Origin of the sequence: Pedobacter miscanthi (assembly GCF_032678605.1) — a bacterium.
In the GTDB taxonomy this organism is placed as follows: domain Bacteria; phylum Bacteroidota; class Bacteroidia; order Sphingobacteriales; family Sphingobacteriaceae; genus Pedobacter; species Pedobacter miscanthi_A.
Genome location: NZ_JAVTSU010000025.1, coordinates 14,008 through 40,134, shown reverse-complemented (window position 1 = coordinate 40,134; position 26,127 = coordinate 14,008). Strand labels below are relative to the sequence as shown.

24 protein-coding genes are annotated in these 26,127 nt (G+C 40.3%); 13 read left to right on the top strand and 11 right to left on the bottom strand.

All coding sequences use genetic code 11. From position 1 onward, the window contains the following. Window positions 1-160: 160 nt before the first annotated feature. A complete protein-coding gene (locus tag R2R28_RS26060) occupies window positions 161-904 on the top strand; it encodes a hypothetical protein (protein WP_316828587.1) in 744 nt (247 codons plus the stop codon). A 984-nt stretch (window positions 905-1,888) separates the two neighbouring features. Beyond that, window positions 1,889-3,184, top strand: a complete 1,296-nt coding sequence (locus R2R28_RS26055) for a site-specific integrase (protein ID WP_316828586.1) — start codon at window positions 1,889-1,891, stop codon at window positions 3,182-3,184. Between the two features lie 106 nt (window positions 3,185-3,290). Here R2R28_RS26055 and R2R28_RS26050 read toward each other — a convergent pair whose 3' ends face one another. Both R2R28_RS26050 and R2R28_RS26045 read right to left on the bottom strand, forming a co-directional pair. Beyond that, entirely contained in the window at window positions 3,291-3,497 is a 207-nt protein-coding gene (locus R2R28_RS26050; protein ID WP_316828585.1) for a hypothetical protein, read from the bottom strand. Between the two features lie 5 nt (window positions 3,498-3,502). Further along, a complete protein-coding gene (locus R2R28_RS26045) occupies window positions 3,503-3,790 on the bottom strand; it encodes a helix-turn-helix domain-containing protein (RefSeq protein ID WP_316828584.1) in 288 nt (95 codons plus the stop codon). Window positions 3,791-4,006: 216 nt separating this feature from the next. On the opposite strand from R2R28_RS26045, the gene R2R28_RS26040 reads away from it, so the two are divergent. The 3 genes from R2R28_RS26040 (at window position 4,007) to R2R28_RS26030 (ending at window position 7,005) form a co-directional block, all read left to right on the top strand. Further along, window positions 4,007-4,618, top strand: a complete 612-nt coding sequence (locus tag R2R28_RS26040) for a metallophosphoesterase family protein (protein WP_410479198.1) — start codon at window positions 4,007-4,009, stop codon at window positions 4,616-4,618. Between the two features lie 301 nt (window positions 4,619-4,919). Beyond that, window positions 4,920-5,777, top strand: coding sequence for an AraC family transcriptional regulator (locus R2R28_RS26035; RefSeq protein ID WP_316828583.1), 858 nt, complete (start codon window positions 4,920-4,922; stop codon window positions 5,775-5,777). A 76-nt stretch (window positions 5,778-5,853) separates the two neighbouring features. After that, a complete protein-coding gene (locus R2R28_RS26030) occupies window positions 5,854-7,005 on the top strand; it encodes an NAD(P)/FAD-dependent oxidoreductase (RefSeq protein ID WP_316828582.1) in 1,152 nt (383 codons plus the stop codon). Between the two features lie 227 nt (window positions 7,006-7,232). Here the strand turns inward: R2R28_RS26030 and dxs are convergent, their stop codons facing one another. Then, a complete protein-coding gene (gene dxs / locus R2R28_RS26025) occupies window positions 7,233-9,149 on the bottom strand; it encodes a 1-deoxy-D-xylulose-5-phosphate synthase (RefSeq protein WP_316828581.1) in 1,917 nt (638 codons plus the stop codon). A gap of 79 nt (window positions 9,150-9,228) precedes the next feature. Here dxs and R2R28_RS26020 point away from each other — a divergent pair, with 79 nt between their 5' ends. The 4 genes from R2R28_RS26020 (at window position 9,229) to R2R28_RS26005 (ending at window position 13,156) form a co-directional block, all read left to right on the top strand. Beyond that, window positions 9,229-10,632, top strand: a complete 1,404-nt coding sequence (locus R2R28_RS26020) for a PLP-dependent aminotransferase family protein (protein WP_316828580.1) — start codon at window positions 9,229-9,231, stop codon at window positions 10,630-10,632. A gap of 92 nt (window positions 10,633-10,724) precedes the next feature. Further along, window positions 10,725-11,231, top strand: a complete 507-nt coding sequence (locus R2R28_RS26015) for an N-acetyltransferase (RefSeq protein WP_316828579.1) — start codon at window positions 10,725-10,727, stop codon at window positions 11,229-11,231. Between the two features lie 70 nt (window positions 11,232-11,301). Continuing rightward, complete coding sequence (locus R2R28_RS26010) at window positions 11,302-12,585, top strand: MFS transporter (RefSeq protein WP_316828578.1); 1,284 nt, start codon at window positions 11,302-11,304, stop codon at window positions 12,583-12,585. 100 nt (window positions 12,586-12,685) lie between these two features. After that, window positions 12,686-13,156, top strand: coding sequence for a PaaI family thioesterase (locus tag R2R28_RS26005; RefSeq protein WP_316828577.1), 471 nt, complete (start codon window positions 12,686-12,688; stop codon window positions 13,154-13,156). Between the two features lie 124 nt (window positions 13,157-13,280). Here R2R28_RS26005 and lpdA read toward each other — a convergent pair whose 3' ends face one another. Then, window positions 13,281-14,687: a dihydrolipoyl dehydrogenase gene (gene lpdA, locus R2R28_RS26000; RefSeq protein ID WP_316828576.1), complete on the bottom strand. Its 1,407-nt coding sequence runs from the start codon at window positions 14,685-14,687 to the stop codon at window positions 13,281-13,283. Between the two features lie 109 nt (window positions 14,688-14,796). Further along, on the bottom strand, window positions 14,797-16,002 hold the full coding sequence (locus R2R28_RS25995; RefSeq protein WP_316828575.1) for an aminotransferase class V-fold PLP-dependent enzyme: 1,206 nt from the start codon (window positions 16,000-16,002) through the stop codon (window positions 14,797-14,799). 156 nt (window positions 16,003-16,158) lie between these two features. Between R2R28_RS25995 and R2R28_RS25990 the strand changes: the two genes are divergently transcribed. Further along, entirely contained in the window at window positions 16,159-17,616 is a 1,458-nt protein-coding gene (locus tag R2R28_RS25990) for a PLP-dependent aminotransferase family protein (RefSeq protein WP_316828574.1), read from the top strand. A 42-nt stretch (window positions 17,617-17,658) separates the two neighbouring features. On the opposite strand, the gene R2R28_RS25985 is transcribed toward R2R28_RS25990, so the two are convergent. Together R2R28_RS25985 and R2R28_RS25980 are read right to left on the bottom strand one after the other, a co-directional pair. Further along, complete coding sequence (locus R2R28_RS25985; protein WP_316828573.1) at window positions 17,659-18,408, bottom strand: sulfite exporter TauE/SafE family protein; 750 nt, start codon at window positions 18,406-18,408, stop codon at window positions 17,659-17,661. A gap of 49 nt (window positions 18,409-18,457) precedes the next feature. Then, the gene (locus R2R28_RS25980) at window positions 18,458-18,796 is read right to left on the bottom strand and encodes a cupin domain-containing protein (RefSeq protein WP_316828572.1); all 339 of its coding nucleotides are present in this window, start codon (window positions 18,794-18,796) and stop codon (window positions 18,458-18,460) included. A 195-nt stretch (window positions 18,797-18,991) separates the two neighbouring features. Between R2R28_RS25980 and R2R28_RS25975 the strand changes: the two genes are divergently transcribed. From R2R28_RS25975 to R2R28_RS25965, 3 genes are read left to right on the top strand one after another with little or no spacing between them, the layout of a single operon-like run. Further along, window positions 18,992-20,395 (top strand): MFS transporter, encoded by a 1,404-nt coding sequence (locus R2R28_RS25975; protein ID WP_316828571.1) that lies wholly within the window; start codon window positions 18,992-18,994, stop codon window positions 20,393-20,395. Between the two features lie 20 nt (window positions 20,396-20,415). Continuing rightward, window positions 20,416-20,808, top strand: a complete 393-nt coding sequence (locus R2R28_RS25970; protein ID WP_316828570.1) for a ketopantoate reductase family protein — start codon at window positions 20,416-20,418, stop codon at window positions 20,806-20,808. Further along, entirely contained in the window at window positions 20,730-21,335 is a 606-nt protein-coding gene (locus R2R28_RS25965; protein WP_316828569.1) for a ketopantoate reductase family protein, read from the top strand. Before R2R28_RS25970 ends, R2R28_RS25965 begins: the two co-directional genes overlap by 79 nt. Window positions 21,336-21,516: 181 nt before the next feature. Here R2R28_RS25965 and R2R28_RS25960 read toward each other — a convergent pair whose 3' ends face one another. The 4 genes from R2R28_RS25960 to R2R28_RS25945 form a co-directional block, all read right to left on the bottom strand. After that, complete coding sequence (locus R2R28_RS25960) at window positions 21,517-21,939, bottom strand: hypothetical protein (protein ID WP_316828568.1); 423 nt, start codon at window positions 21,937-21,939, stop codon at window positions 21,517-21,519. A 59-nt stretch (window positions 21,940-21,998) separates the two neighbouring features. After that, complete coding sequence (locus tag R2R28_RS25955) at window positions 21,999-22,259, bottom strand: hypothetical protein (RefSeq protein WP_316828567.1); 261 nt, start codon at window positions 22,257-22,259, stop codon at window positions 21,999-22,001. Window positions 22,260-22,667: 408 nt separating this feature from the next. After that, window positions 22,668-24,875, bottom strand: a complete 2,208-nt coding sequence (locus R2R28_RS25950; RefSeq protein WP_316828566.1) for a peptidase domain-containing ABC transporter — start codon at window positions 24,873-24,875, stop codon at window positions 22,668-22,670. Then, the gene (locus R2R28_RS25945) at window positions 24,872-26,077 is read right to left on the bottom strand and encodes an HlyD family secretion protein (protein ID WP_316828565.1); all 1,206 of its coding nucleotides are present in this window, start codon (window positions 26,075-26,077) and stop codon (window positions 24,872-24,874) included. Before R2R28_RS25945 ends, R2R28_RS25950 begins: the two co-directional genes overlap by 4 nt. Window positions 26,078-26,127 lie beyond the last annotated feature (50 nt).

Here is a 26,127-nt window from a genome sequence, read left to right as displayed (position 1 = left end):
TAACTTTAACATCTGAAGTGAAAATACCAATCCGATTGACCCCACTCTGCCAAAACAGTAACACCAAGACAAGCAAATATTTACAATAAATTTATTCCCGGCCGGACGGGGGCAATCTATTACGGTTTATCCACTAAAGGGTAAGATCTTCTTTAACGGCGTGGTTTCCAAAAATTACGAATTTTTCCAGTTTATTTGGTTCGTAACCTGCCTATCCCATGATGCAGCTTTCTACAGTGAACATGATTCCGATCTGATCGACGCAAACCCTGATATTTCCAGCCTTAAACGACATCTTAATATAGAATATGATCTTACGTTTCGGAAGGTGGCAGATGTCCCTGAAGATATGTTCCGTCTTTCTAGTGCGTACTACAAGTTTAGGCATGGTCACCTCAGCCATCATTGTGTGGATCACGGCATTTATGCGGGGCTATTGATGTATGACCGCTTGGTAAAAAACAGGCTTGCTAAAAAAGCAGCCAATGATAATACCTTACTGTGGGAAGAATACCTCGATGATCATTATGCCTATGCAGCTGCTACCGTAGCGGTTCATAATATATGGCTTCCTAAAAAACAGGATTACCAAATGTATTCCGATGCAGGACTATCTGAGCTGATAGGAAGGGCGCCCATCAAATTCACGGAAGCCCCGCTCTTGTTTTTGCTCGGCCTGGTTGATACCATTGACCCGATAAAAGCCTATCCGAATTTAACACCCAAAGAAGTACTTAAAAACATTTATTTAACCTTCCCAGCACCAATGTGCTTTACCATCAGGGTATCAAAGAAACTTGACTTTGAGACTTTGTACATAAAGTCTGGGTATCTAAATGACTGGTTATTACTAAAGGTGGATGTTTCAGGTAGATCGATTACTATTTCAATAAAAGGTCATTAAATATTTGTCATTCAGTAAATTATAATTTTACTGAGCGGTTATTTTAAATGTGCCCTTTTTCATATATTTTAATTATTTTTATTAAAATATAACCGTTTATTATGAGCTTAAAAATACATAGTGTTGTAAATAGTAATCTGGCTTCTGGCGAACATGTTTGGCTTAAACCCTCGACAGCTGTTAATCTAACTGGATACGCGGTTGTAGACCGTACATTTGATGTGAATGGTAAAGTATCGAATGAATTCAGGCACATATTTATTTTCCCAAACCTAGCAATAGCAAAAGAGGATTGGGTATGTCTATATACCGGAAATGGTAGTTATTCAACGACTAAAATAATCGATGGGGAATGATATATTCACAACTTTTACTGGGGTTCGGGCGAATGTGTGTGGAACAATAATGGTGCTGATGTGGCAAGTTTGATAAAATATTCAGTAATTAACCAGGTCATAGTTCCCTCTCCAAAATAGCACTATATAGACTACATATAGCCTTGAAGGCTTTTATCTCGCTTAGCACACTAATCATTTGAATAAGACGAATAACCGAAATTGGCGTTGAATATTTTGAGAATACTTGGATAATTCTTATATTTAAATCATAGTATTTGCATACAAAAAGTTTTAAAAAAAAGGTGCGTTATTCGGGGAGTTCGAATTTCAAAGCCACTCAAAGATATTGCAAACGTTGATTTTTACACTAGGTGTAAATCCCAGCGGGATCACAGAGTATCAAAAAAAGCGCACAATAGTGCGCTTTTTTTGTTTCAAATCATACAAAATCCGCACTTTTTAGTAATAACTGAAACAGATTAAATCAAATGGAATCAACGAAAATGGTTACCCATTCAGTTACCCATTTTATATCCTAAATTGGGTAACCGATTTTCGATAAAGCTTGTGAGATAGAGTTTTAAGGAGATCAATTGCGTTCCGGCATAGCCGGGTTAACCTTTTTGATAACTTAAAAGTGTGAAGTATGAAAAGCAATCAAAAACTTTTGCTTATGTTTTGGCTATTTAGAGCCAAGGCTACAAAAAAAGATGGCAAAGCGCCATTGTATGTACGTATTACCATCGATGGTAAGGACGAAGAGATATCCCTTAGTAGAAAGGTACATCCTGATTTCTGGGATACAGAGAAAAAAAAGTCAACCGAAAATAGTTCTGATGCTAAGTTGACGAATAAAAAAATATTGGAGGTACAGGTTGATTTGGACCGGCACTTCACTGTGCTTCAATCCCAATATGAAGTGATTACCCCGCTAATGCTTAAAAATGCGTACAACGGATTGCCTGTTCTAATGAAGAAATATGAGGTAAAACAACCCATTGTTCCGATTCCCACACTACTTACCGCATTTGATAACTTTATAGTTCGGTTTCGAAAGATGGTTGATAAAGGCATACGATCAGACGAAACGTTGAGACATTGGAAAAGCAGAAGAACTAAAATCCAAGCCTTTATCGCTTTCCAATACGGCATTCAAGACATGGAATTGGCGGATATACGATACTCTTTTGCCGAAAAACTTTATGACTACTTCACATTCGAAATAGATAAGCCGCTCGCTGAAATTACAGCAAAAGGACATATTAAAAAGACCATTCAAATATTAAAAGGGTGCGTCACCAATGATTTTCTTCAAAAGAATCCAATCGAATCATTCGTATGCAGTGGTGGCGAAAAGGACGTGGAGCCTCTCGAATTAGAGCAGGTACAAAGGATAATCCAAAAAGATTTTGCAATCCAAAGGCTAACAGAAGTAAAGGATGCGTTTATTTTTCAATGTTTTACAGGCTTTGCCTATCAGGATATTTATGCGCTTTCTAAAGAGAATATTGTAATCGTTGGCAATAAAGGAGAACGTTGGCTTATAAAAGACAGGGGTAAAACGGAAGTTTCTGAACGGGTGCCAATACTACCAATTGTTGAAGAATTAATTCAAAAATATGCCGCTCACCCTTATTGTGTAAAATATAACCGGCTTATGCCAATAAATAGTAACACGAAGTACAATGGCTATCTGAAGGAGATTGGTGACATCTGTGGGATTTTACTGGAACTAAATACACACCGTGCCAGACACACATTTGCCCACATTATGCTTAATAGCGGTGTACCATTGGAAGACGTGAGTAAAATGCTAGGACATAAAAGTATTAGAACTACCCAAAGGTATTGCAGGGTTAGTATGAAACGAATAAGCGAAAATGTAGGTAAGGTTAGGAAAATATTGTTCACCCAAGGTGGTGTACTAAAAAAGGTGTCTTGAACATACAAAAATGCCGTATCATCTTAATCTGATACGGCATTTATCTTTTAGGGAAATATACTTGACCTTTAAAATACATTAGATCTGATGAGTCCATACTAAGTGACTATTTATCCCAAAGCCACTTCCAGGCATGTACTTTCCAGTTACCAATGATATTACCCCTGGAGTTTTTCCATTGGATGGATTCATAAAGAGAATAGAAATTTAGAGCAATTGATACATCTGCCCCGTTGTGTGAAAACCATATTACAACATGTTTTTGCAGCGGCGGTACTTCACATCCAAACCCTTTTCTCTGATTTTCATCCATTCTTTTTAAAGTTTTTTACTTCTTGTTTTATTTTCCTCCAACATGACTTGAATGTCATCGGGATCATAATAAAGGGAACCGCCAATCTTGGTAAATGATATAGCTCCTGATTTACGCATTGACTGTAACGTTCCAGATGATAATTCAAGGAACTTTTTCACTTCCCTTGTTTTTAGCCACTTTTTATTAGCAGTGGTGTTTGTCTTTTTAAATATTAGATTAATTTCAGCTAGCAAGTCGGCCTTAAATGCGTTCAAATGAGCAACCGTTACTATTTGTTTTCCCTCATCCATCTTTCCTTCCCTCCCTTTTCCTGCACTCTTGATGCAATTATTATATTTTTAAACTGATCCTGCTTGCCTTGTTTTTATCAAACGATGGCTCGTACTCTATATATCCGTGCTGGCTCAAATCAAAAATCACTTTCCTGTACGTCATACGGCTTGATATCTTAGCCTCCGGCATAACCTCACTGGCAAAGTTGTCTTGGCGATCTCGTAGGTTACCATATCTGGCCGAACGAAGTAATCGGGGAAATAAGGAGACGTGGTATAGCAACAATTGCCGGTAACCATGACCTGAAAGTTTTGAATCTGAATACAACCCCGGAAAGTCTTTCGGAGCAAGGCAAAAAATATGCTTATCATATTATCGATGAAGGTGGTCGGGACTATCTAAAGACATTACCAGCACACATTAAACTGGAATTTCAATTGGGTAACAGTAAGCTCAATGTGGTATTGGCTCATGGCAGTACAAGAAAAGTAGACGAGTATATCCTGGTTGACACAGATGAGCAATACGTAATCGAGATGATGGATGAAGCCGGTGCGGACATACTGTTTGTCGGGCATTCCCATAAGCCTTATCATAGAATAATAAACAATGGTGGCTTGCAAAAACATGTAATTAATACCGGATCTGTAGGGAAACCAAAAGATGGCGATCCCAGGGGATGTTATGTAATACTTACCCTAGAGGAGAATAGTTCAGTTAAGGAATCGGTAAGTATAAAAGTAGAATTCAGACGTATATCTTATGATGTAGAGAAAGCTGCCACAGCCATAGAGAACAGCCTCTTGCCTTCTGAATTTGCAGACATGCTTAGAGATGCTTTTTAATGAACGTATCCTCACGTGCAGATCGTTTTGCAACTAGTCCTTCTTATTTAGGAATATTTTTTATCTTTGTACATAGTAATTGCTCTTTAAATCATATCAAAACGAGTTAAAAAAAATGGTTACCATTTCGGTTTCCCATTTTGTAAAATCTGCTAAATAACGCTAAAAACGCGATTTTTAAGATACAAAAGTGACCCCAGCGGAATCACAAAAAAGCACTTCTTCGGAAGTGTTTTTTTGTTTAAATTATTTACAGTACATATTCCCAAAATAAACTAAATAAAAGGCGACCTTTACAGCAATGCGTAAGAAAGCTGATCATATTCCTGTCAACAGGCTTCCTGAAGGAACTTGCCAGGGCATTATGCTGATGCGCGAATTCTTTGACGGCTCACCAGGTTCTGAACAGGTCGAACGTGCTCACCGTGACGGAGGCTATACCTTCATCATTCAGGAGAGGGGCGTCACCCAAATCGAAATTGATTTCCAAAAGTATGCGATAGTCGCGCCTGCCCTTATCTTTATACATCCGCATCAAGTACACCGAGTGATCGCTTTTGAAAACGCGATGATAAGCACCTGGATCATTACCGATGAAAATCTTAGACCGGAGTATTTAAGCTTACTGGAAGACCTTGCGCCGGTTCACCCATTGTCTGTTAAGCCCGAGACCCTTGCTTTACTCCAGGAAATGGTCGCCCTGAGTATAAAGCTATCCGAGGACAGAACGGAGCTGCTTTATCATGCGATCCTCAAGGAGAGTGTAAATACCCTTGTCGCTTTGATCATTTCGAAATACTTGGCTTCCACCAAACCTGCCGAGCATCATACCCGCTTTTATGTCATTACAAAAGAATTTAAAAACCTCCTGGAAAAACAATTCAAGGCTGTTAAGAATCCTGCGGATTATTCCGGTCAGCTACATATTTCCACATCGTATCTTAACGAATGTGTGAAGGCCATCACCGGAAGGTCTGTAACTTCCCATATCCAACAAAGGTTGATGCTCGAAGCTAAACGCCTGCTTTATCATTCCGTCAGGTCCGTGAAAGAGATCGCCGGTGAGCTGGGCTATGATGACTATTCCTATTTCATTCGGCTGTTCACCAAAGTCGTTGGCATGACGCCGGTTGCCTTTCGCAATAAAAACCGCGAATAGTCCTATACTTACGATTTTCTGTTATTGTATTACCTCGATTTCTGCTGTTCCTTTGTGCTGCTAAAAAAAAATAAAAATGTTACAGCATAAAAATATAGCCATTGTGGGCGGTGGTCCGGGTGGTTTAACACTGGCGAGACTCTTACAGCAAAAAGGTGTCTGGGTCAAAGTTTTCGAACGGGATCGCAGTCAGGAAGCACGTGTACAAGGTGCGATCGTTGATCTGCATTTCGATTCGGGTCTCAAAGTGATGGAAGCGACCGGATTAATGGAGGCATTTAAAGCCAGCTACATGGCAGGCGCAGATAAGTACCGCCTGCTCGATCCTAAAGGCAATATTTTGTTGGATGATGGGAACCAGGCGGGTGAGGCAAAATTTGGTGATCCCCGTTTCCGGCCGGAAATCGACCGGGGGGCATTGAGAGACCTGCTGATCGATGGATTGCAGCCCGGCACCGTGGTTTGGGACAGCCAATTGATCAGTATGCAGCAGGTGGGTGATCAATGGGGACTGAAATTTAAGAATGGAATGACTGCTATGGCAGATCTGGTTATCGGTTCGGATGGTTATCGCTCACAGGTCCGTCCCTATCTGACCGATATAAAGGCACTTTATTCCGGGGCGACGATCATTCAGGGAGAGTTAGATTATCCGGAGACCGCTTGCCCGGAGTTTTTCCAATTGGTTAATAAAGCGAATTTGATGGCCATGGGTGCAGGGGCAACCATTGCGGCACAGCCGCGAGGCGATGGTGGCCTCACTTTTTACGCAGCATCGTTATACCCGGAAAATTGGGTACAAACCAGCGGTATAGATTTTAATAACCCTCAAGAAGTAAGATTTTTTTTAAAGGAACATTACGCAGGCTGGGATCATATTTTCCACACACTATTTGAGGCATGTACGCATTTTGTTCCCCGGCCACTCCTATACTTTCCTTTAGAAAACCGCTGGGTTACCCAAAACAACATCACTCTTATTGGTGACGCCGCCCATTTGATGCCGCCCAATGGCGAAGGCGTTAACTTGGCCATGCAGGATGCCCTGAATCTGTGTGAATGCCTGACCAATGCAGATTTTGGGAATATTCATGATGCGATTTCTGCTTACGAAAAGCTCATGTTTGACCGGGCTGCACCATTATGTAAAGAATCGGTTGAAGGGATCAGCGACTTTGCCGCGCCGAACGAGGCATCTGTACAGGAACTGATCAAAATGCTCAGCTGATTTATGGACATCGTTTTAGCTATGCTTATATATTATGAGCCGGACTTAATAGACCTCGATTGATTCAATGCTAGATCTTTGATATTATCTCCGCTAACAGCCTCAAATCTACTATCAAATGGTTCGAGTTTTGTACCAGTGGGCTCACATAAGGACCATTTATATGGGTAATTAAAGCGCACTTAGGTGCGCTTTTTCTGTTTAATGGAGATATAATAAGTAATTATTTAAATGGCATCAATATTATCACACGGCATTGAAAGCCCCTTGACCAATGACACGATTGCCCTTTTGTCATAACCGTATAATTCGTGTAGTTGCTGCTGCGTTCCCTGAACGGCAAAGGCATCCGGTAATCCCAGGCGCTTTAAAGTTGAATGGTAACCTTGGTCCACCATAAATTCCATTACGCCACTCCCAATGCCACCTGAAATACAACCATCTTCGATAGTAATCACTTTTGAGAATTGACCAAAAACCTCATGCAGCAATGCCTCATCGAGCGGCTTAAAGAATCGTAAGTCATAATGGGCTACATCCAGTTGATCCAGTTCCATCTCGTTACAGGCTTCTTTTACATATTCACCAACAGGGCCGAGTGAAAGAATAGCGATATCCTTACCAGACCTTATTTTTCTGCCTTTTCCTATTTCTAATTTTCTGAAATCAGAAGCGACCCAATTGCGGATTCCCGCCGCCTTAGGATAACGAATGGCAAATGGCCCGCTTCCTACACTTGCCTGAGCTGTAAAAAGGAGGTTCCTGAAATCTCCCATATCCATTGGGGAAGCACAAGTTATATTAGGCACACATCTAAGGAAAGCAATGTCGAATGCGCCATGATGGGTCGGGCCATCCGCACCTACAACACCAGCCCGGTCAATGCAAAACACAACCCCAAGCTTTTGCAAGGCCACATCGTGGATAACCTGGTCGTAGGCACGTTGTAAAAAGGTGGAGTATATAGTGCAAAAAGGGATCATTCCATCCGCCGCAAGGCCAGCTGAAAAAGTAACCGCATGTTGTTCAGTAATCCCTACATCAAAAACACGTTCGGGCATTTCCTTTTTCATTTTAGTTAGCGCGCTTCCAGATAACATAGCAGGTGTTATTGCCATAATACGCGGATTCTCTTTTGCCAATTCAATCAAGGTGTTGCCAAATACTTCCTGGAAAGTTACAGTTTGATCAGCGGACATAATTTTTTTTGTTGATAATACACCTGTAAGCTTATCAAACGCTCCGGTTGCATGCCATTTCGCTTTATCGCTTATTGCGGGGGCAAAACCTTGTCCCTTATGGGTTACACAATGCAATAACTTTGGACCTGGTATATGCTTCAACCTTTCCAATACAGTGACCAGCTTTTTTAAATCATGCCCGTCAACCGGTCCAAAATACCGTATGTTCAGGGCTTCAAAAAGATTGCTATAACGCAACAGTCCGCCTTTCAAAATCTTTTCAAATTTTCGCACCGTATCCATAGACCATGTGTCAGAATTATTTCCTAACGATAATAGCTTTTTGATACGTAACCTTATTGCATTATAATACTTGTCGGTGCTTAGCTGCTTAAGATAGTTTTGTAATGCTCCTGTATTGGCGTCGATAGACATGTTATTGTCGTTTAATACAATCAGCATATTTGGCTTTTCGTGCCCGGCATTGTTTAATGCCTCAAAGGCTTGCCCCGCAGTCATGGCGCCATCTCCAATAACCGCTATATGCTGGCGCGTGTTTTCTCCCCTGTATTTAGCTGCGATAGCCATACCCAGTATGGCGGAAATGGACGTAGAAGAATGTCCTGTCCCGAAAGCATCAAATTCGCTTTCTTCTATGTTAGGGAAACCGCTGATTCCGCCCAACAACCTATTGGAATGAAAGCGGCCCTTTCTTCCTGTTAAAAGTTTATGTGGATAGGCCTGATGGCCAACATCCCATATCAACTTATCTTCAGGTGTGTTAAAAACATAGTGCAGCGCAACTGTTAATTCAACAACGCCGAGACTGGAACTGAAGTGACCGCCATTTAAGGCTACATGATCAATTAAAAATGTCCTTAACTCTTCACAAATGTTTGGTAAAGACGAAACCGGGAGTGCGCGTAAATCATCTGGCATATTAATATTATAGCTACTTGGCATTCAACAATCTTTTTTTCAAAATTAAAACACTTAAATTTGCAATACAGATACAGGATTTATAAAAATTACCAGCACAGATATGAGGACGTATAAATTTGAGGCGTTTACAGCTGTCTTTGAAAAAAACATCAGGGAAGGCATTTTTAAACCCGGGCACAAATTACCTTCCGTTCGGGAGTTGAAGGAACAATATTACATTAGCATTAGTACCATTCAGAACGGTTATGACTATTTGATCATTAGCGGATTGGTGGAGAGTGTACCAAAATCGGGCTATTATGTCAGCAACAAGCCGAGGGTATCTAATCCTCAGAAGAAAATCAATCATCAACCCGTGATTAGGGACGCTGTTTTCAAACATCATCTTGAACTTACAACCTCGCTTAGGGCTGGGCGAAAATTGTCTGAATTTAATGTAGCCGCCCCTGGAGATCTGTTAATACCACAAAAATTATTGCTCCGTACGATGCAAGAGGTAATCAGAGAGCAAGGCGCAGGCTTATTACGATATTATCCTTCAAATGGCTCAACAGAACTAAAAAACAATATCGTTAATCGCGCAGCTATTTATCAAACCATTATTAATCCTGATGAACTGCTGATTACCGATGGTGCATTGCAGGCATTATATATTGCCTTGTCCGCTACTTGTCATACGGGCGATGTGATAGCTGTTGAAAGCCCCTGTGTGTTTTCAGTTTTGGAAGTTATAAGGGTACTCCAGCTTAAGGTTATTGAAATCCCGGTTGATCTGCATACTGGGTTTGATATCGACTTTTTTAGAAAAGCCTGCCAAAACAATACTGTTAAAGCAGTAATCGTAACACCAAACTTTCATAACCCCACGGGATTGTTGCTTTCAAACGAACAAAAGCGGGAGCTCTTGTCTGTAGCACATCAATACAATGTAGCTGTTATTGAAAACGATATTTATGGAGACCTTAACTTTCACGGGCAAAGACCTTCAACCATAAAAAGTTTCGATGACAGTGGTCTTGTGCTAACTTACTCGTCTTATGCAAAAACATTGGCTCCGGGAATACGCCTTGGCTGGTTAGCCGCCGGGAGGTTCATGCAGCGGGCAGAACAAATCAAATTTGCATTAGGGAGCACTGTTTCTCCCTTGTATCAGGAAACCGTAAACCGGTTATTAACCGGCAGCAGGTATGACAGGCATGTTCGCGCCTTCAGAATGCAGCTGGCGAAAAATGCCTACTTCACTTTTAATTTATTATCCAATTCCTTCCCTGAAAAAACCTCTTTTTTAACACCTGCCGGTGGATACAATATCTGGGCAAAAATGCCAGATGATACTGATATGGCCCAGTTTTATAATCAATGCGATAAGATTGGAGTAAGATTTACACCTGGCTACACTTTTTCATTTTCGGGAGCATTTGATAAGTACTTCAGGGTGGTTTTCGCTGATCAGTTTTCTCCCAAAAGAATAGAGGCGCTTAAACTTGCCGGGAAGCATTTTTAAGTTCAATCTGTACTGGTTTTATTTCTAAAATGTGTACAGCATACTATTCTGAAAAAGCCCGCAATTTTGCTCTTATACTTCTACTTCAAGATATGAATATAATTACAAAATTTACAGTGGCTACAGAACAGGGAATGAACGTTCTTTTGATGCTAACTCGAGAATTGGCGATGGAAAAATTTTCATCCCTTATCGAACAAAAAATAATTGACAACTACATTTCCGAAAAATTTAATGACCAAACGCTTATCAATGAGCTGAACAGCATGTCCAACCAATGGCTGGTAACTTATGTAGATGATAACCCAGCAGGATATGCCAGAATTACATCAAAAGGCAGAAGGCCTTCAACTTTGGATGGAAAGAGGGCTATCCGAATAGCGGATTTCGGGATATTAAAAAAATACACTGATCCTGCTGTAAGCAATTCTTTACTCGAAAAATGCTTAAACGTTTGCAAACCTTATGAAAGCATCTGGATAAATGAATATGTTCAAAACCCCGTTATAAAGCTTTTTGCAAACAAGGGGTTTATTAAACAAAAAGAATCCTGGCAACTCGATGAATTAGCTCTGACATCAGCGTGTTTGATCGCTTAACCAGTCCTATCTACAGATCATACCAAATCTGTTATAAATATATTCTTCCCCTAAAATAATTAGTTGTTCCATGTTCCCTGTATTTAATCGCAAAATCAGGCGCAAGGCAAACTTCTGCTTAGTTGTTTTATATTACATCAAAATGAAATTAGATCGACACCGACCTGTTAACCAACCGTCTGTCACCAACCCTACTGCGCCCTCCATGTTCCTGGTAGTTATTTTATCATTGGCAACTTTTATTATTTTCTTCCAGGGATTTATGGTGGCGCCCATTTTGGCGGGTTTGGCTTCACTCTTTCATGTATCTGTACAGCATGTAAGTTTTATTGAGCCGGCTTATTTATTAGGGTATGGTTTGGTAACACTAGTTTATGCACCGCTATCAGACAAATACGGACGTTTTCCAATTATCGTGTTTTCATTAGTTTGTTTTATTACATTAACTGCCTGTACAGGCTTTTGCCATTCCATTACGCAAATGATCGTTTTGCGATTACTTACCGGTTTCGGTGCTGGAGGCGTGGCTCCGACTACCATCGGTTGGATTGGTGATAGCTTCCCTTATCAAAAGCGCGGCCATGCCTTAGGCATTTTTTTTGGATGCATGGCTGGTGGTATGGCTTTTGGTTCCAGTGCCGGAGCGCTTTTAACGGCCAGGTTAGGTTGGCAGATGATGTTTTGGATTGTTGCAATAATTGGTGTGGGAATTTTATTGGTGTTGGTGATTTATCGTAAAAACTTCCGGCAAAAGATAGTTATACATGCCGATGGTTTCCGTGCTATGTACCGTTCGCTTAAAGAGATCTTGTACTTACCGCGGGGTTGGCGGACTTATCTTTTTGTATTTTTCAACGGCATGTTCCACAGTGGTGTTTTCGCCTGGACAGGATACTTTTTTTACAAAAACTATCATCTTAATCAAAAAGAAATTGGCTTCGCGTTACTAGCATATGGCATACCGGGACTATTATTTGGACCATTACTAGGAAAGCTTGCCGATAAATTTGGCCGCCATAAAATTATCCCGATCGGAATTTTTGTAGGGGCATTATCTGCCATTATATTGGGCATGGATTACTCCTTGTTTATCTCCTGCATTGCTATTGGAACTTTATCTTTGGGCTTTGATTTAACCCAACCTTTATACGCGGCAATTATTACAACCCTTTCCCCGAAAAAAGGAGCAGCGACAGGCTTGTTTGCTTTTTTCCTTTTCATGGGATACGGATTGGGGAGCCTGGTGTTTAGCCTGATCGTAAATATCGGATTGAATCAAACCTTTATGTTATTTGGAGCAGTTGCTGCTTTTGTTGCCTACGTTGCAACTAAAAACTTTAAAGAGGAAAAATAAGGATGCTCGATTTTGAGCTATTGAATATGATGGATACCGTATAGCGATTAACAGCATTGCTATCATTAAACAATCTTAGCTTTTAAAACCCCGTATGATAATGAAAATTTCTATATTAGATTACCTTAAGCACCAGGTGGCCGGCACACTTAGCCCTGATATGGTCACTTATATGAACTATCCGACCGCCATATCGAAAACATTGTTAATGACTATTGTTGCTGTAGATTTAGGAACGGCCACAGTAGCGATTAATGCCGATAACAATATTCATGGTAACCAACAAGGTACCATACATGGAGGATTAATTTGTGAATTGGCAGATGCAGCCATCGGAACAGCACACTCAACCCTAATGGGGGAAGGACAATCTTTCACGTCTATTGAATTGAAAATTAATTTCTACCGTCCTGTGTGGAAATCGAAGCTCAGGGCCATTGCAAAACCTTTACAAAGTGGCAGCACACTTACCCACTACTTTTGCGAGATCATCAATGATGAAGATAAAGTAGTGGCAACAGTTACCAGTACGGTAATGACCTTAAAAGGAGACAAGGCAAAAGGCAGATGAAATTGATGATTCAATTTCATCTGCCTTTTAAATAGTGATGTTTACTGCTGTATTATTTTAAAGCTGTTTGTGTCAATGATTGCTTTCGAAATTCATGCGTTTATCATCAAATATAATAAGGCTTTTAGATATTAATAGCTCCCTGACCTGAAGCGATCAGGTAGGCGTCTTTTAAAGCTTCCGAATAAGTAGGATGGGCGTAACTGATGCGGAACATATCCTTGGCAGTAACCTCATACTCCATAGCCACAACAGATTGGGCAATCACATCCGCTGCACGGGGCCCGATAATATGTACACCAAGTATCTCACCGTATTTTGGTGACACCAATACCTTCACAAAACCGTCGGTATCCATAGAAGCCCTTGCGCGGGCACTTGCCGAATAAGGGAACTTGCCGGTTCTGTACTCCACTCCCTGTGCTCTTAATTGTTCTTCTGTAGCACCAACTGATGCAACCTCAGGCCAGGTATAAACAACCCCGGGAATTAGGTTATAATTGATATGTGGCTTTTGTCCGTTGATTACTTCGGCAACAAAAGTGCCTTCATCCTCAGCTTTATGAGCCAGCATTGGACCATGGACAACATCACCAACAGCATAGATATTTGATACATTGGTCTGCAGTTGGTTATTTACAAATACTTTACCGTTTTTCTCCATTTGTATGCCTGCTTTGTCAAGATTCAAGCCGTCTGTATAAGCGCTGCGGCCAACCGCAACCAAACAATACTCTGCGGTAATTATACCTTCCTTACCCGTTTTATCCAAAAGCTTTACAGATGCCGCCTCACCTAGATTAGAAGCAGATTGCACTTTACTACTTAATAGTATTTTGATGTTAAGCTTCACCAAAGATTTGTATAGAGCTTTTCCCAGCTCTCTGTCCATTGTTGGAATAAGCGAGTCTGTATATTCAATAATGGTTACTTCTGTACCAATACGCGCGTAAACAGAGGCCAGTTCTACCCCAATAACACCCCCTCCGATAATGATCATCGATTTAGGTTGCGCTGTTAAGGATAAACTTTCAGTAGAGGTGATAATCCGTTTCTTGTCGATGATTACACCGGGTATTGATGATGGTTTTGATCCCGTTGCAATTACAAAATATTTGGAGGTAAGTATAGCCTGCTTATCACCGGAACTAACCGTTAAATGGGTGCTGTCTAGAAAGCTGCCCAAGCCCTGGTGCACATCAATCTTGTTTTTTTTCATCAGGTAAATCAAGCCCGAAGTATTTTGGCTGATCACGCCGGCTTTTCGTCTGATGAATTGTGTAAAATCTAAAGCGAGTTCACCATTAAGGTTAATCCCATGTGTTTTAAACTGTTCTTTGGCCTGGTGGTAATGCTCGGTACTATCCAGCAGCGCTTTTGCCGGGATACAGCCCACATTGGTACAAGTTCCGCCCAGCGTAGTATACTTTTCTACAATGGCTACTTTATAGCCCAGTTGTGATGCACGGATAGCGCCGCTATAACCACCGGGGCCTGATCCTATAAAGATCACATCATATTGATTTTCCATAAATTGAGTTGTTATTGTTATTGAAATTACGGCGTCAAATAATTTGAATAGAAGCCGGTCACGAGTCGGTTGATATTCAGATCAGGATCAGTTGCTCAGGTTCTCAACCTTAATAATTCCCTGTAATAGCAGTTAACGCTTTGCATAGTAATTCTATTTCGTCATTAGTATTATAGTAATGAACTGATGCTCTTACTACATCAACCAGTTCGTTCTTATTCATGTAAAAAAATGTTGACCTAGCCAGTCCTACAGAAACATTGATGTTTTTTTCGGAAAGTTCTGCTTTGATTACCTGGCTTGCTAAACCATTTACCGAGAAGGTTACAATTCCACATTGCAATGTTCCGCTATCGTGAATGGTTACGCCTTCAATCTTTTTTAACTGGCTTCTCATTTCTTCTGCCAGCAGATGTATCCGCTGCCAAATCCGGTCTACGCCTATGGTTAATGCGTATTCAACAGCTTTCCCTAATCCGAGGGTTAATGCACGGCTTTTTTCATATAATTCAAATCTTCTGCCATCGGCTCTGATCTGGTAACTGTCTTCGCTCGTCAATTCAGCCGTATGACCGTCAATTAACAGCAGTTCCAGCTGATCCTGAATTTCTTTTTTAACAAATAAAAACCCCGTTCCACGAGGCGCCCTAAGGTACTTACGGCCGGTAACCGATAAAATATCACAGCCAATCTCTTTAACATCAATCGGCATCTGGCCTACAGTTTGGCAGGCATCAACCATATACAATACTCCATATTTACGCGCAATCTTACCAATTTCAATTATCGGCAATACCGTTCCGGATGTAGATGGAATGTGTGTAATCGCAATCAATTTAGTGTCAGCGGCAATGGCATCTTCCAATGCCTGCAACTGGAAATTACCGTGCTCGTCATTTGGTATCACATGCATCTTTATGCCCTTGATTTTTTTAAGGTGAATAAAGCCGATCAAATTGGTAACATATTCCATCTCTGAGGTGATAATTACATCACCTGCTTTAAACCTAATGCCGTTATAAGCTAACCCCGAGGCAGTACTGGCATTTTCAACGATAGCAATTTCGTCACGTTCCGAATTAATCAGCCGGGCAATCAGGTCGTATGTGTAATCTAATTCTTGTTTGTATTTAAATTCTGCTTCATAACCGCCGACAATTGCTTCTTCGCGGAGATAATTAATAACTGTATCGACAACAATATTTGGATTTAAAGATGATCCTGCGTTGTTAAGGTGGATATTTTCTGATGTTCCACTGGTTTCTTCCCTGAATTTTGACAGCTCCTGCTCTGTAATTATGTTAATTTGTTGCATTCTTGATATCGTTTTACGGAACAAAGAAAGTGTTAATTTATAGTTGATGACAGGCACAGAAATTACATTTTTAACAGTAACAGATTTTATTATTTTATAATCCAACTATAACAGACTACTTTTACTTCTGAATATCCCTAATGTTTTGATTGAAAAATGAAAGAACATGCATACCTAACCCTGGCCAATCAAATTGAGAGGCTGATTGATGAAGGCATCTATAAAGCTGAAGAAAAGCTACCCTCTCTCCGAAGTTTACATAAGGAGAATGGTTTAAGTATAGGAACTATCTTGCAAGCTTTTAACCACTTGATGGATAAGGACCTGATTCATTCTGAGGAAAAGTCAGGCTATTTTGTTAATCACCGTTCTGGGAAAGAACTTCCCTTACCAATGCCTATGCCCATGACCTTATCTGAACGGACGTGCAAAATCGACAAGTTGTTACAAAACCTTTATCGCGACGGCAATAAAAGAACATTTGTATCATTCGCCAATGCACTTCCCGACAACCGGCTCTTACCGTTTAACAGTATCAAAAGAGCTATTCAACAGGTATCGCGGGACAGTAGCGGCAGCTATTTAATGCTGGAGGACCGCAGAGGTAATGCAGCCCTACGGCAGGAGATTGCCAAAAGGTCGTTTTTATGGCAGGGCAATGTGCATGCAGATGATTTACTGATCACTAACGGCGCCCTCGAAGCCATAGTATGCTGCCTAAGGGCAGTAACCCACGAAGGCGATACTGTACTGATTCAGGACCCATGCTATTTTGGGATTATGCAGGCGCTGGAATGTTTAAATCTAAAGGTCGCCACTATTCCATCGCATCCCGAAACAGGCATTGATATAGCTCAGCTTAAAACAGCCTGCGAACAATTAAATATTAAAGCATGTATTTTGGTCAGCAATTTTAATAACCCTGATGGGGCATGTTTGGATAGCAATAAAAAGAGAGAGATTGCGGCTTTTGCCAACAGCCAACAGATCCCGGTTATTGAAGATGACCTTTATGGGGACTTGTTTTTTGAAGGAAGCCGACCAGATACGATAAAGGCGTATGACAATGAGGGCTGGGTGATGTATTGCAGCTCGTTCACCAAATCGCTTTTACCAGGCTTTCGCTTAGGTTGGTGCATAGCCGGACGGTTCAGATACGAAGTCGGGCGCATCAAATCAATGTATAACGGCTCAACTTCCACATTTACACAACATATTGCCGAGCAATTGCTAAGCGGGGGAATTTATGACCGTCATTTAAAACAAATCAGAATTGCTCTACAGAAAAATCTGATCCGAACCAGAACGCTTATTGAGCACCATTTTCCGCACGGCACAAAAATCAGCAGGCCTAAAGGTGGGCTTGTTTTGTGGGTGGAATTGCCGGAAACAATAAATACAGCAGCGTTACAAAACACCGTATTTGACTATGGTATCAGCTATGCACCGGGTGAATTGTTTTCTGCAAAAGGAGATTATAAGCATTATCTCCGTTTAAGTTTTTGTAACCTTTGGGAGCCTAAAACAGAAACAGCGTTGATAAAGTTGGGAGCGTTATTTAGCGTACCTCAAACATCCTCTGAAAAAAGCGTGGGCGTTGCCAGCTTATGCTAACATATTCAAAATTTTCATACCATGAGAAATATGTAATTTGGCTTACCAAAACATCCGGTAAAAAAACAGAGCGGTAATTAGAAAATTGAAAACAACGATACCATACCTGAGCTTTACCGGGTCTAACTTTTTTGAAAACAGCGCTCCTAGATAACCACCTGCAATACTTGAAAACATCATTGCTAGGGTTTGCGGCCAGATAACTTTTCCACTGATCATAAATAATAAAACCGCCACCCCGTTTGCCAGGAATACAAAAAATGTTCTGTTGGCAGTCATTAACTTTATATCAGTAATGCCAAAAATAGTCCATACGGCCATCATCATAATACCTACTGCACCACCAAAATAACCACCATAAACACCCAGTAAAAGTTGCCCAACATAAACCATTTCAGGTCCGATATTAACTCTTTTGCGAAGAAGATTGCCTGCACGTGCGCCAAAAGCAAACGTAATGGCACTGGTGAGTAACAACCACGGAACGATAGCATTGAAAGCAGATGATGGTGTGTACAATAATAACCATGAACCTGTTGCCCCACCCAGTAATGTCAAAAGTATCATAGCTAACCATGATACTTTTGCAAATGGCTTTAAATGTTCCTTATAAACTATGGTGCCTGCCGCAGCACCTGGTATTAGTGCCACGGTACTTGATGCGTTGGCATTTATAGGTGGCAAACCAGCGTAAACCAATGCCGGGAACGTGATGAAAGATCCGCCTCCTGCTATAGCATTTATTGCCCCCGCAGCAAAACCTGTTATGATAATTAGAAAAAAGTGATTCAAGGTACGTGGTTTCTTATTGAATTTACATTACTGGTACAAGTACAAACTATTATAAATCTGTTCTGTCTCCATGGGCTTTCGGTTCTGAAATAACAAGTATATGCAAATCGTCCGTTCCCTTATTAAATATATGGTGTTTAATTCCCCTCGCAATATGAATCGACTGGCCCGCACTCACAAACGCTGTTGTATTATCTACAACAAACCCCGCCTTGCCAGAAAGGATGTAAAAAACCTGTTGGGCATGATGATGATAATGCAGTTGCTCGGCAGTTCCCGGCGGCATGCGCTCTTGAATTATACTTAAGCTATCAGATTTAAGCAAATGCCAGCCCTCGCAATTATCTCCCCAAATGTAATGTTCTGCGTTTTTAGTAGAGGTGATCATAAATCTAGTTTTAGTGCCAATAATTTAATTTCCATACTAGGGCTTAACAAAGATCATCATTCGTTAAAGACGAAGACAAATACAGATGCCAGATACTTTACCATAACAGATTTAAACTGTTACAGTGAAATATCCAAATGCTGTACCGGTTTTTATTTAAACAGCGTCCCGATCTTCGCCAAGAAATAAACTGGCATGTTGGGTTTTAGTAAAAATTACAGGTGGTGGGCGCTTCTCCTCATCTCTTCAGGGGTTTTCTTATCGGTTATCGATATTTTCATTGTAAATGTGGCTATCCCATCTATCAAAAAAGGTATCCATGGAACTGATGGTGACAGCCAATTATTTATTGCCCTATACCTCATTGGCTATGCATCGTTCCTGATAACTGGAGGGCGAATGGGCGATCATTTCGGCAGAAAAAAAGTGTTTATAATCGCGATGCTGGTATTTACTAGCGCTTCTGTTGTTTGCGGAGTGGCACAAACGCCAACGGAGCTAATTACGGCCCGTTTTATTCAGGGTATTGGTTCTGCGTTTATGGTTCCCCAGGGTATTGCTTTGATACAGATCCTTTTTCCCGAACATAACGAAAGAATAAAAGCTTTGGGCGTTTATGGTAGTATTGCCGGTACTGCATCTGTTATAGGACAATTTTTAGGTGGCTTGCTACCTGATATACATTTCATTGCTGCCGGGTGGCGGTTGATCTTCCTGATTAATCTTCCTATTGGACTTTTGGCAATAGCTTTATCCGCAAGGTTCCTAAAAGAAAGTAACCAGAAAAAAGCGGTCAAATTTGATTATTCAGGTATTGCCATTTTAAGTATTGCGTTGGTAAGTTTTACTTATTTGCTGATCCGCGGACGCGAACTGGGATGGCCACTTTGGAGCATTTTACTGATGATCGGCGCACTTTTGATGATCTGGTTTTTTATCAGCGATCAAAAGAAAAAATTGGCATCCGGTAACGATCCGCTTATCAATGTGGAACTGTTCAATTACAAGGATTTTAATATTGGTCTTCTTGCTGTTTTCTTTTATTATCTGGTCCAGGAGTCATACTTTTTTGTCAATACCTTATTATTTCAAAATGGACTTGGCATTAGCTCATCACAAACCGGGATTTTATTCGCCTGCCAGGGCATTGGCTATGTTGTCGCCTCGTTGTTATCAATCCGGCTTGTTGGTGTTTTTGGAAAGCGGGTATTACAATCTGGAGTCTTACTGATGATTGTAGCATTAGTTTTCCATGTAATTGTGTTAGAAGCTAAAGCTGTTAATCAGTTGGCGTTAATGATTGTTTTATTTGGTTATGGCATTGGCTGCGGTTCTGTATTGCCATCGTTACTAACCATTACTCTAAGAAGAATTCCCACTCATTTTGCCGGCGCAGCTTCAGGCACTTACTCAACCGTTCAGCAAACAGCCATTGCCTTAGGCGTTGTTGTAGTAGTTGGGTTGTTTTTGTATGTATTGTCTGGGCACAAATCCTTATCCGGATATCTGCATGCCTATCGGCTGGCAACGGCTTGTAACATTTTATTTTTAATGGCTGTTGCATTTTTTCTTTGGTTGATCCCGGACAAGGAAGACTAATTTTATAATTTATCAACTTTATGAAAAATACCATTTACATTATCGGTTACGGCGCTGTTGGCAAGGCGTTGGCTGTTTGCCTTAAACTTAGTGGAAAAGATGTTGTCATCCTTCGTGGAAGAACCGACAATAGTCTCACCCATTTCGAAAGTATCCGGTTAACCATGCCTGATCAGCCTTTATTGGAAGCTCAAATAGAGATTAGTAAGCTTCATCATTTCCAGCAATTGGATGGTATTATTGTTCTGGCCAATAAGTCACACGGGAACGAACAGTTAGCTGATCTATTAAAAGGTAAGACTGGAAATTCTCCGATCGTGCTTTACAAAATGGGTTGGGTGTTGAAAAGGTATTTGTACAAAGTGGTTTTGCAGAAGTTTATCGTTGTGTCCTCTTTATTACCAGTCAGGTAGTTTCTGTTAACAATGTAAGTTATAAACCCGTTGCCGTTTCACCTATAGGTAACGTTAGCCCTGTAGCTTCAAAATTAAACGAAGTTGTCGAAGCATTGAATACTAGTTTATTTCCTTTCAAAGCAGAAGTCGCTGTTGATGCTATCATTTGGAAAAAGGCAATCGTTAATAGCGTGTTCAACTCTGTGTGTCCCTTGCTAAATATTGATAACGGGATCTTCCTGCGCAACGCGGCCGCAATGGTAATTGCTAAACGGGTCATTAAAGAATGTGTTGGGATTGCACAAGCAAAAGGCATTACATTAACAGATGAAGAAGTTACCGATAGCCTTTTATTAATTAGCAGGCTGTCTAACGGTCAATTCATATCAACTTTGCAGGACATCAATAATAAACGAAGAACCGAAATTGACACGTTGAATTTCCAGATCGTTGAGATAGCAAAAACATTAAACAAAGAAGATTCAGTTCAGGAAACACGTTTATTGGGAGAACTTGTTAAAATAAAATCGCAATTGAATATATAAAAGAGATGATTTGATTTTAAATTTAGTATCGCTACTTCTATAGGTTTATGAAAAATTTAGATGAGCATATCACTCAAAAGTTTCAAATCATATATCAATTGGTTCGAGTTTTTACCCAAGGGTTCACGGTACATTTGTGAACCTATCAGGACTCGAATCATTAAAGCCTCGTTTGTAAGTTTTATTTACGGTACGACATCGCAAACACGGAAACCTCAGTGAGCTTATCTTCTGATAGATTATATTTTCTCTTCAGCTCGGCGTATGAATGATTGTCCAAGCGGTTGACCATCGCTTGGTGTTCGGGGCCGAAATCGGGATGTGCCGCGTCTGCTCTGTGAATGTTATCGAGTTCTATCTTTTTTAAAAGTTCGAAAAGGCTGCAAAGTTCAAGCCCTCTTGTTTTTAGGTAGCTTTTCAGTATTTCATGTTCAATTTCATCTTTGCTTTTTACCTTATCGCCTATGTTATTAAGCGCGGTAATTTTAAAACTGTTGAAGCACACCATGGGCACCGAATCCATAGGACCTTTGATCAGCATGGCTATCCAATCAGCCTTATCCTTATAAGCTTCCTTTGATGTAAATAGATATATGCCTATCACTGTGACACGGTCATGGTCAGAAAAAATACCCTTGTCCTTATTGCGATTATAGATATCCGTTACTGTATTTTCAATGCTTCCTCTGTATACACAGAGTCCGTGTACACCGCATATTCATCGAGTTGCTCCTTGCCAGGCGTTTCTGTCTTAACCTCGTTGATCATTTCGAAATGAACCGGCAATGCTTTTGCTTCTGATCTTTGTTCAGTTTCTTCGGTATTATTTTCCTCTGGTTTCGGATTTGTACAGCTTAAACCAAATGAAATCAGAAGGACAAAAATAAGTAGCCTATTTATGGAATTGTTCTTAGTCAGTTTCATGGTATAGTTGGTTTTTTCTGTCTCAAATTAAGCGATAAAAATCAGAATGAGATACGGATTCTCGTAATTCATCTTCAATTATCTAGTTTGAGCTGCTGACATTTTTATTGTGAAAATAATATTGCTAAATGAGCACCTAACTGTTTTGCATGATTGTAACAAATACAAAATAAATCAAAAAACACCTCGAAATATTTGCTAAGTTCAACAGGACCCGTACATTTGCAGTACATTAAAATTCGTTAAAACGAATCAAATCAAGTCAAAACGAGCATTGCCCAAATCATAGCCCTGTTTTGAGAAACCTACAAAAAACAGCCTTGAAGACGCTTTAAACATATCAGGTTCGAGTCCCAGCGGGATCACGAAAAGCCTCACAGAAATGTGGGGCTTTTTTGTTAAAATTAATTAAACTTTTTCAGGTGCAGGGAATTGTTTCTGCCACATACTCGTGTACATCCCCTTTAATTTTAGGAGTTCTTGATGCGTTCCTTCCTCTATTAACTTTCCTTCTTTTAACACTACAATTTTATCTGCATTTACCACCGTACTTAAGCGGTGTGCAATTAAAATAATGGTTTTTCCATTTTCCCTGAGTAAAGAAATTGCATGATGGATGTGTTCTTCTGAAGAAGAATCGAGCGAAGAGGTGGCTTCATCCAGAATCAGAATTTCAGGATCACGGTACAAAGCCCTGGCAATCGCCAAACGTTGTCGCTGTCCACCAGACAGGTTGGTTGCATTTTCGCCCAGATAGGTATCAAATCCATTTGGCAACCGCTCAATAAAATCCATGATATGCAATTGCGCACAAATCCGGATAATTTTTTTCATATCCGGCTCCATCTCCCCCACAGCAATATTATCAATTACATTGCCGGCAAAAAGATGCACATCCTGCGGAACCACGGCAACCAGTTTCCTCAAACTTTCATTGGTAAGGTAATTGATATCAAACTCACCCATCATGATGTTGCCCGATTGAAGCGGATATATATTCTGAAGCAGCGAAAGTAAAGTGGTTTTCCCCGATCCGCTTTCGCCTACCACAGCAGTAATTTTCCCCTTTGGTACATGCAGGTTAAAACCATCAAATACGGTTACACGGGTACCATACCTGAAATTTACATTCCTGAATTCAATGTCTCCTATCATATCGGGTGTTAAATCCGTTCTGTTTTCCGTTTTTTCGCGCTCCAGGTCCATAATTTCGAATAACCTGTCGGCAGCAATGCGTGCATCCTGAAAAACCTTATTCATGCCGATTAAACTAATTACCGGACCAGTAAAATAACCTATAATGGCATAAAATGATAAAAGCTCGCCGGGGGTAATCATATTCTGAAGCACAAAACTTGCACCTGCCCATAACAAAATCACAGCAAAAATGCTGGAAATAAAACCACTTGCATTGCCTACCAGCAGCGAATTTGTACCCGAAGTATAAACTGTTTTTAACAGGTTAATAAACCTGATTTCGGTTTTAAGGTTCGAAAAATTTTCTAGCCCGAAACGTTTAATCGTACTTACCGAATTTACCGATTCTACCAGTTGGTTCTCCAGTTCAGCGCTTTTTTCCATCAACTGGCGCTGTGTGGTTTTATTTAAGCGGTTAGATATATAATAAACCAGGGCATACAACGGCACTACGGTAAGCATAATCAGCGCCAGTTTCCAATAATAGGTAAACATTAGTGCGAAAGAAAAAATCAGGATAAAAATATTTACCGCAAAGCCAACCAATACATCATTTATAAAAGCCCTGATTTTAACCGCGTCATTCATCCGTGAAATGATCTCCCCTACACGCATGGTATCAAAAAAAACCTGAGGAAGTTTTAGCAAATGTTTATAATAGCCCAAAATCAACCTCGCATCAATCTGCTGTCCGGTTTTAATGGTTAACAGGGTTTTAGCGTAGTTGATAAAAATCTGCACCAAAATGATGATGATCATCACTGTACCCATTAAATTAAGGAGATTGGTATTTCCTTCGGGCAGCACATTATCTACAATTTTCTGAAGAAATATGGAGGTAGATAAACCCAGAATGGTATAAAAAATAGCACCGACCAAAACCTGAATCAGAACCGATTTATGGGGCATTAACAGATAAAGAAAACGTTTTTCGAGAGAGATCCGTTCGGTACCTGCTGTAAAATCATCTCCGGGTAAAAGCATGATCAAAACACCGGTCCATTTTTGCCTGAACTCGTCAGGAGTTAACCTTTGCATTTCTCCGTAAGCAGGATCCATTACCTCTACATAAGATTCGGAAATGCTGTAAAGCACGATATAATGTGCTATGTTATTGTGGTTTACGTGGGCAATAACGGGCAGTGGAATGGTAAAAAGATTATCGTAACTGGCTTTTACACCTTTTGCAGAAAAACCAAGTCTTGCAGATGCTTCAATCAAACCCAATACATTGGTCCCTTTTTTATCCGTAGAAGCATACTGGCGAATTCGCGCAATGGGCATATCCAATCCGTAGTGAATAGCAATAGAGGCCAGGCATGCCGCACCACAATCGGTAACATCATGCTGTTTGATAATGGTCTTTTTGGCTTTTTTATCTGATCTTAAAGCCTTAAAAAATTGTTTGATGCTGCTCATAGGCCTGTTACCTGGGTTTCTTTACTTTGAGGAATTACATTCGGGTTTAACCAATCGTCCGCTTTATCATAAAGCAATTGAAAAAGTGTTCTGCGGGTAACAAAAAAACGAGCCTGTAAGGTCATCCCCTTTTTTATCGTGCCGATATAACCATTCCGTAGTTTTAAACTGTTTTTATCCAGCAGGCACCTTACTTTAAAAAAAGGCTGTGCGCCGTTCTGCATAAAAACGTCGCTCGAAATGGATATTACTTTACCGGTGGCCATTCCCCATTCATTATAATTATAGGCATCAATCTGAAACCGGGCTTTGGTACCCACACGCAACAAACCAATATCTTTTGGCTGTACGTAAGTTTCAGCAATTAAACCCGAATCTGGTGATATCTCGCCCAAAATTTCGTTTGCCGAAATCGAACTACCCGGCTGAATTCCCTTGAGTTGCTGTACAGTACCGGTTAGCGGGGCTTTAATGGTATAAAATTCCTTTTCTTCTTCGTACTGGCGGTCTCTGGAGCCCAGTTGCTGGCTTTGGATATTCAACTGGTTCAATTCGGTTTGCCATTTGCTTCCCTGCTCCTCGCCGATTAGGGATAACTCATTAAATACATTATCTTTTTTGAGTTTAACTTCATCATATTCTAATGCAGAAACGGCCCTTCTTTTATATAGATAAGCATAACGGTCGTAATTTTTATAGGCAAGCTGATACCGTGCTTTGGCCTCGGTAACCCGTTGCATAAATAAACTGTATTGCTGTCCGTAAACACCAGATTTTAAAGGTAATTTTTTCGACCAGTCATTCCTTTTATAGGCATTAATCAATAAGCCTAAATCATATAACTGGTCTTCCACATCAGTTTGTTGAAACTGGTTCAGGGCATCCTGACTTTCGATATTTTCTTTTTTGATGGTGAGTAAAACCTGGCCGGCTTTAACATGCATATTCTCTTTGATAAAAAGCGAATCGATACGCCCGGCCACTAAGGGTTTAATTTCATTGCGTTCGGCAGTTGGCCTGAACAAACCTGTACTTTTAACATTAACATCTACCCTGATCAGGAAGATGGCTAAAAAGGCAACGATTAATACTGTCAGCATTACCTGGTATATGATTTTAGTGTAGGAATTATGGCTATGAAAATGGTATTCGGCCGTATTTTCAATTACTTCTTTCGGAAATATATATTTATCGCTATCCATATCTAAAATTATATACGCATTTAAGCCTGTTTAGTTTTCTTAATAATAGA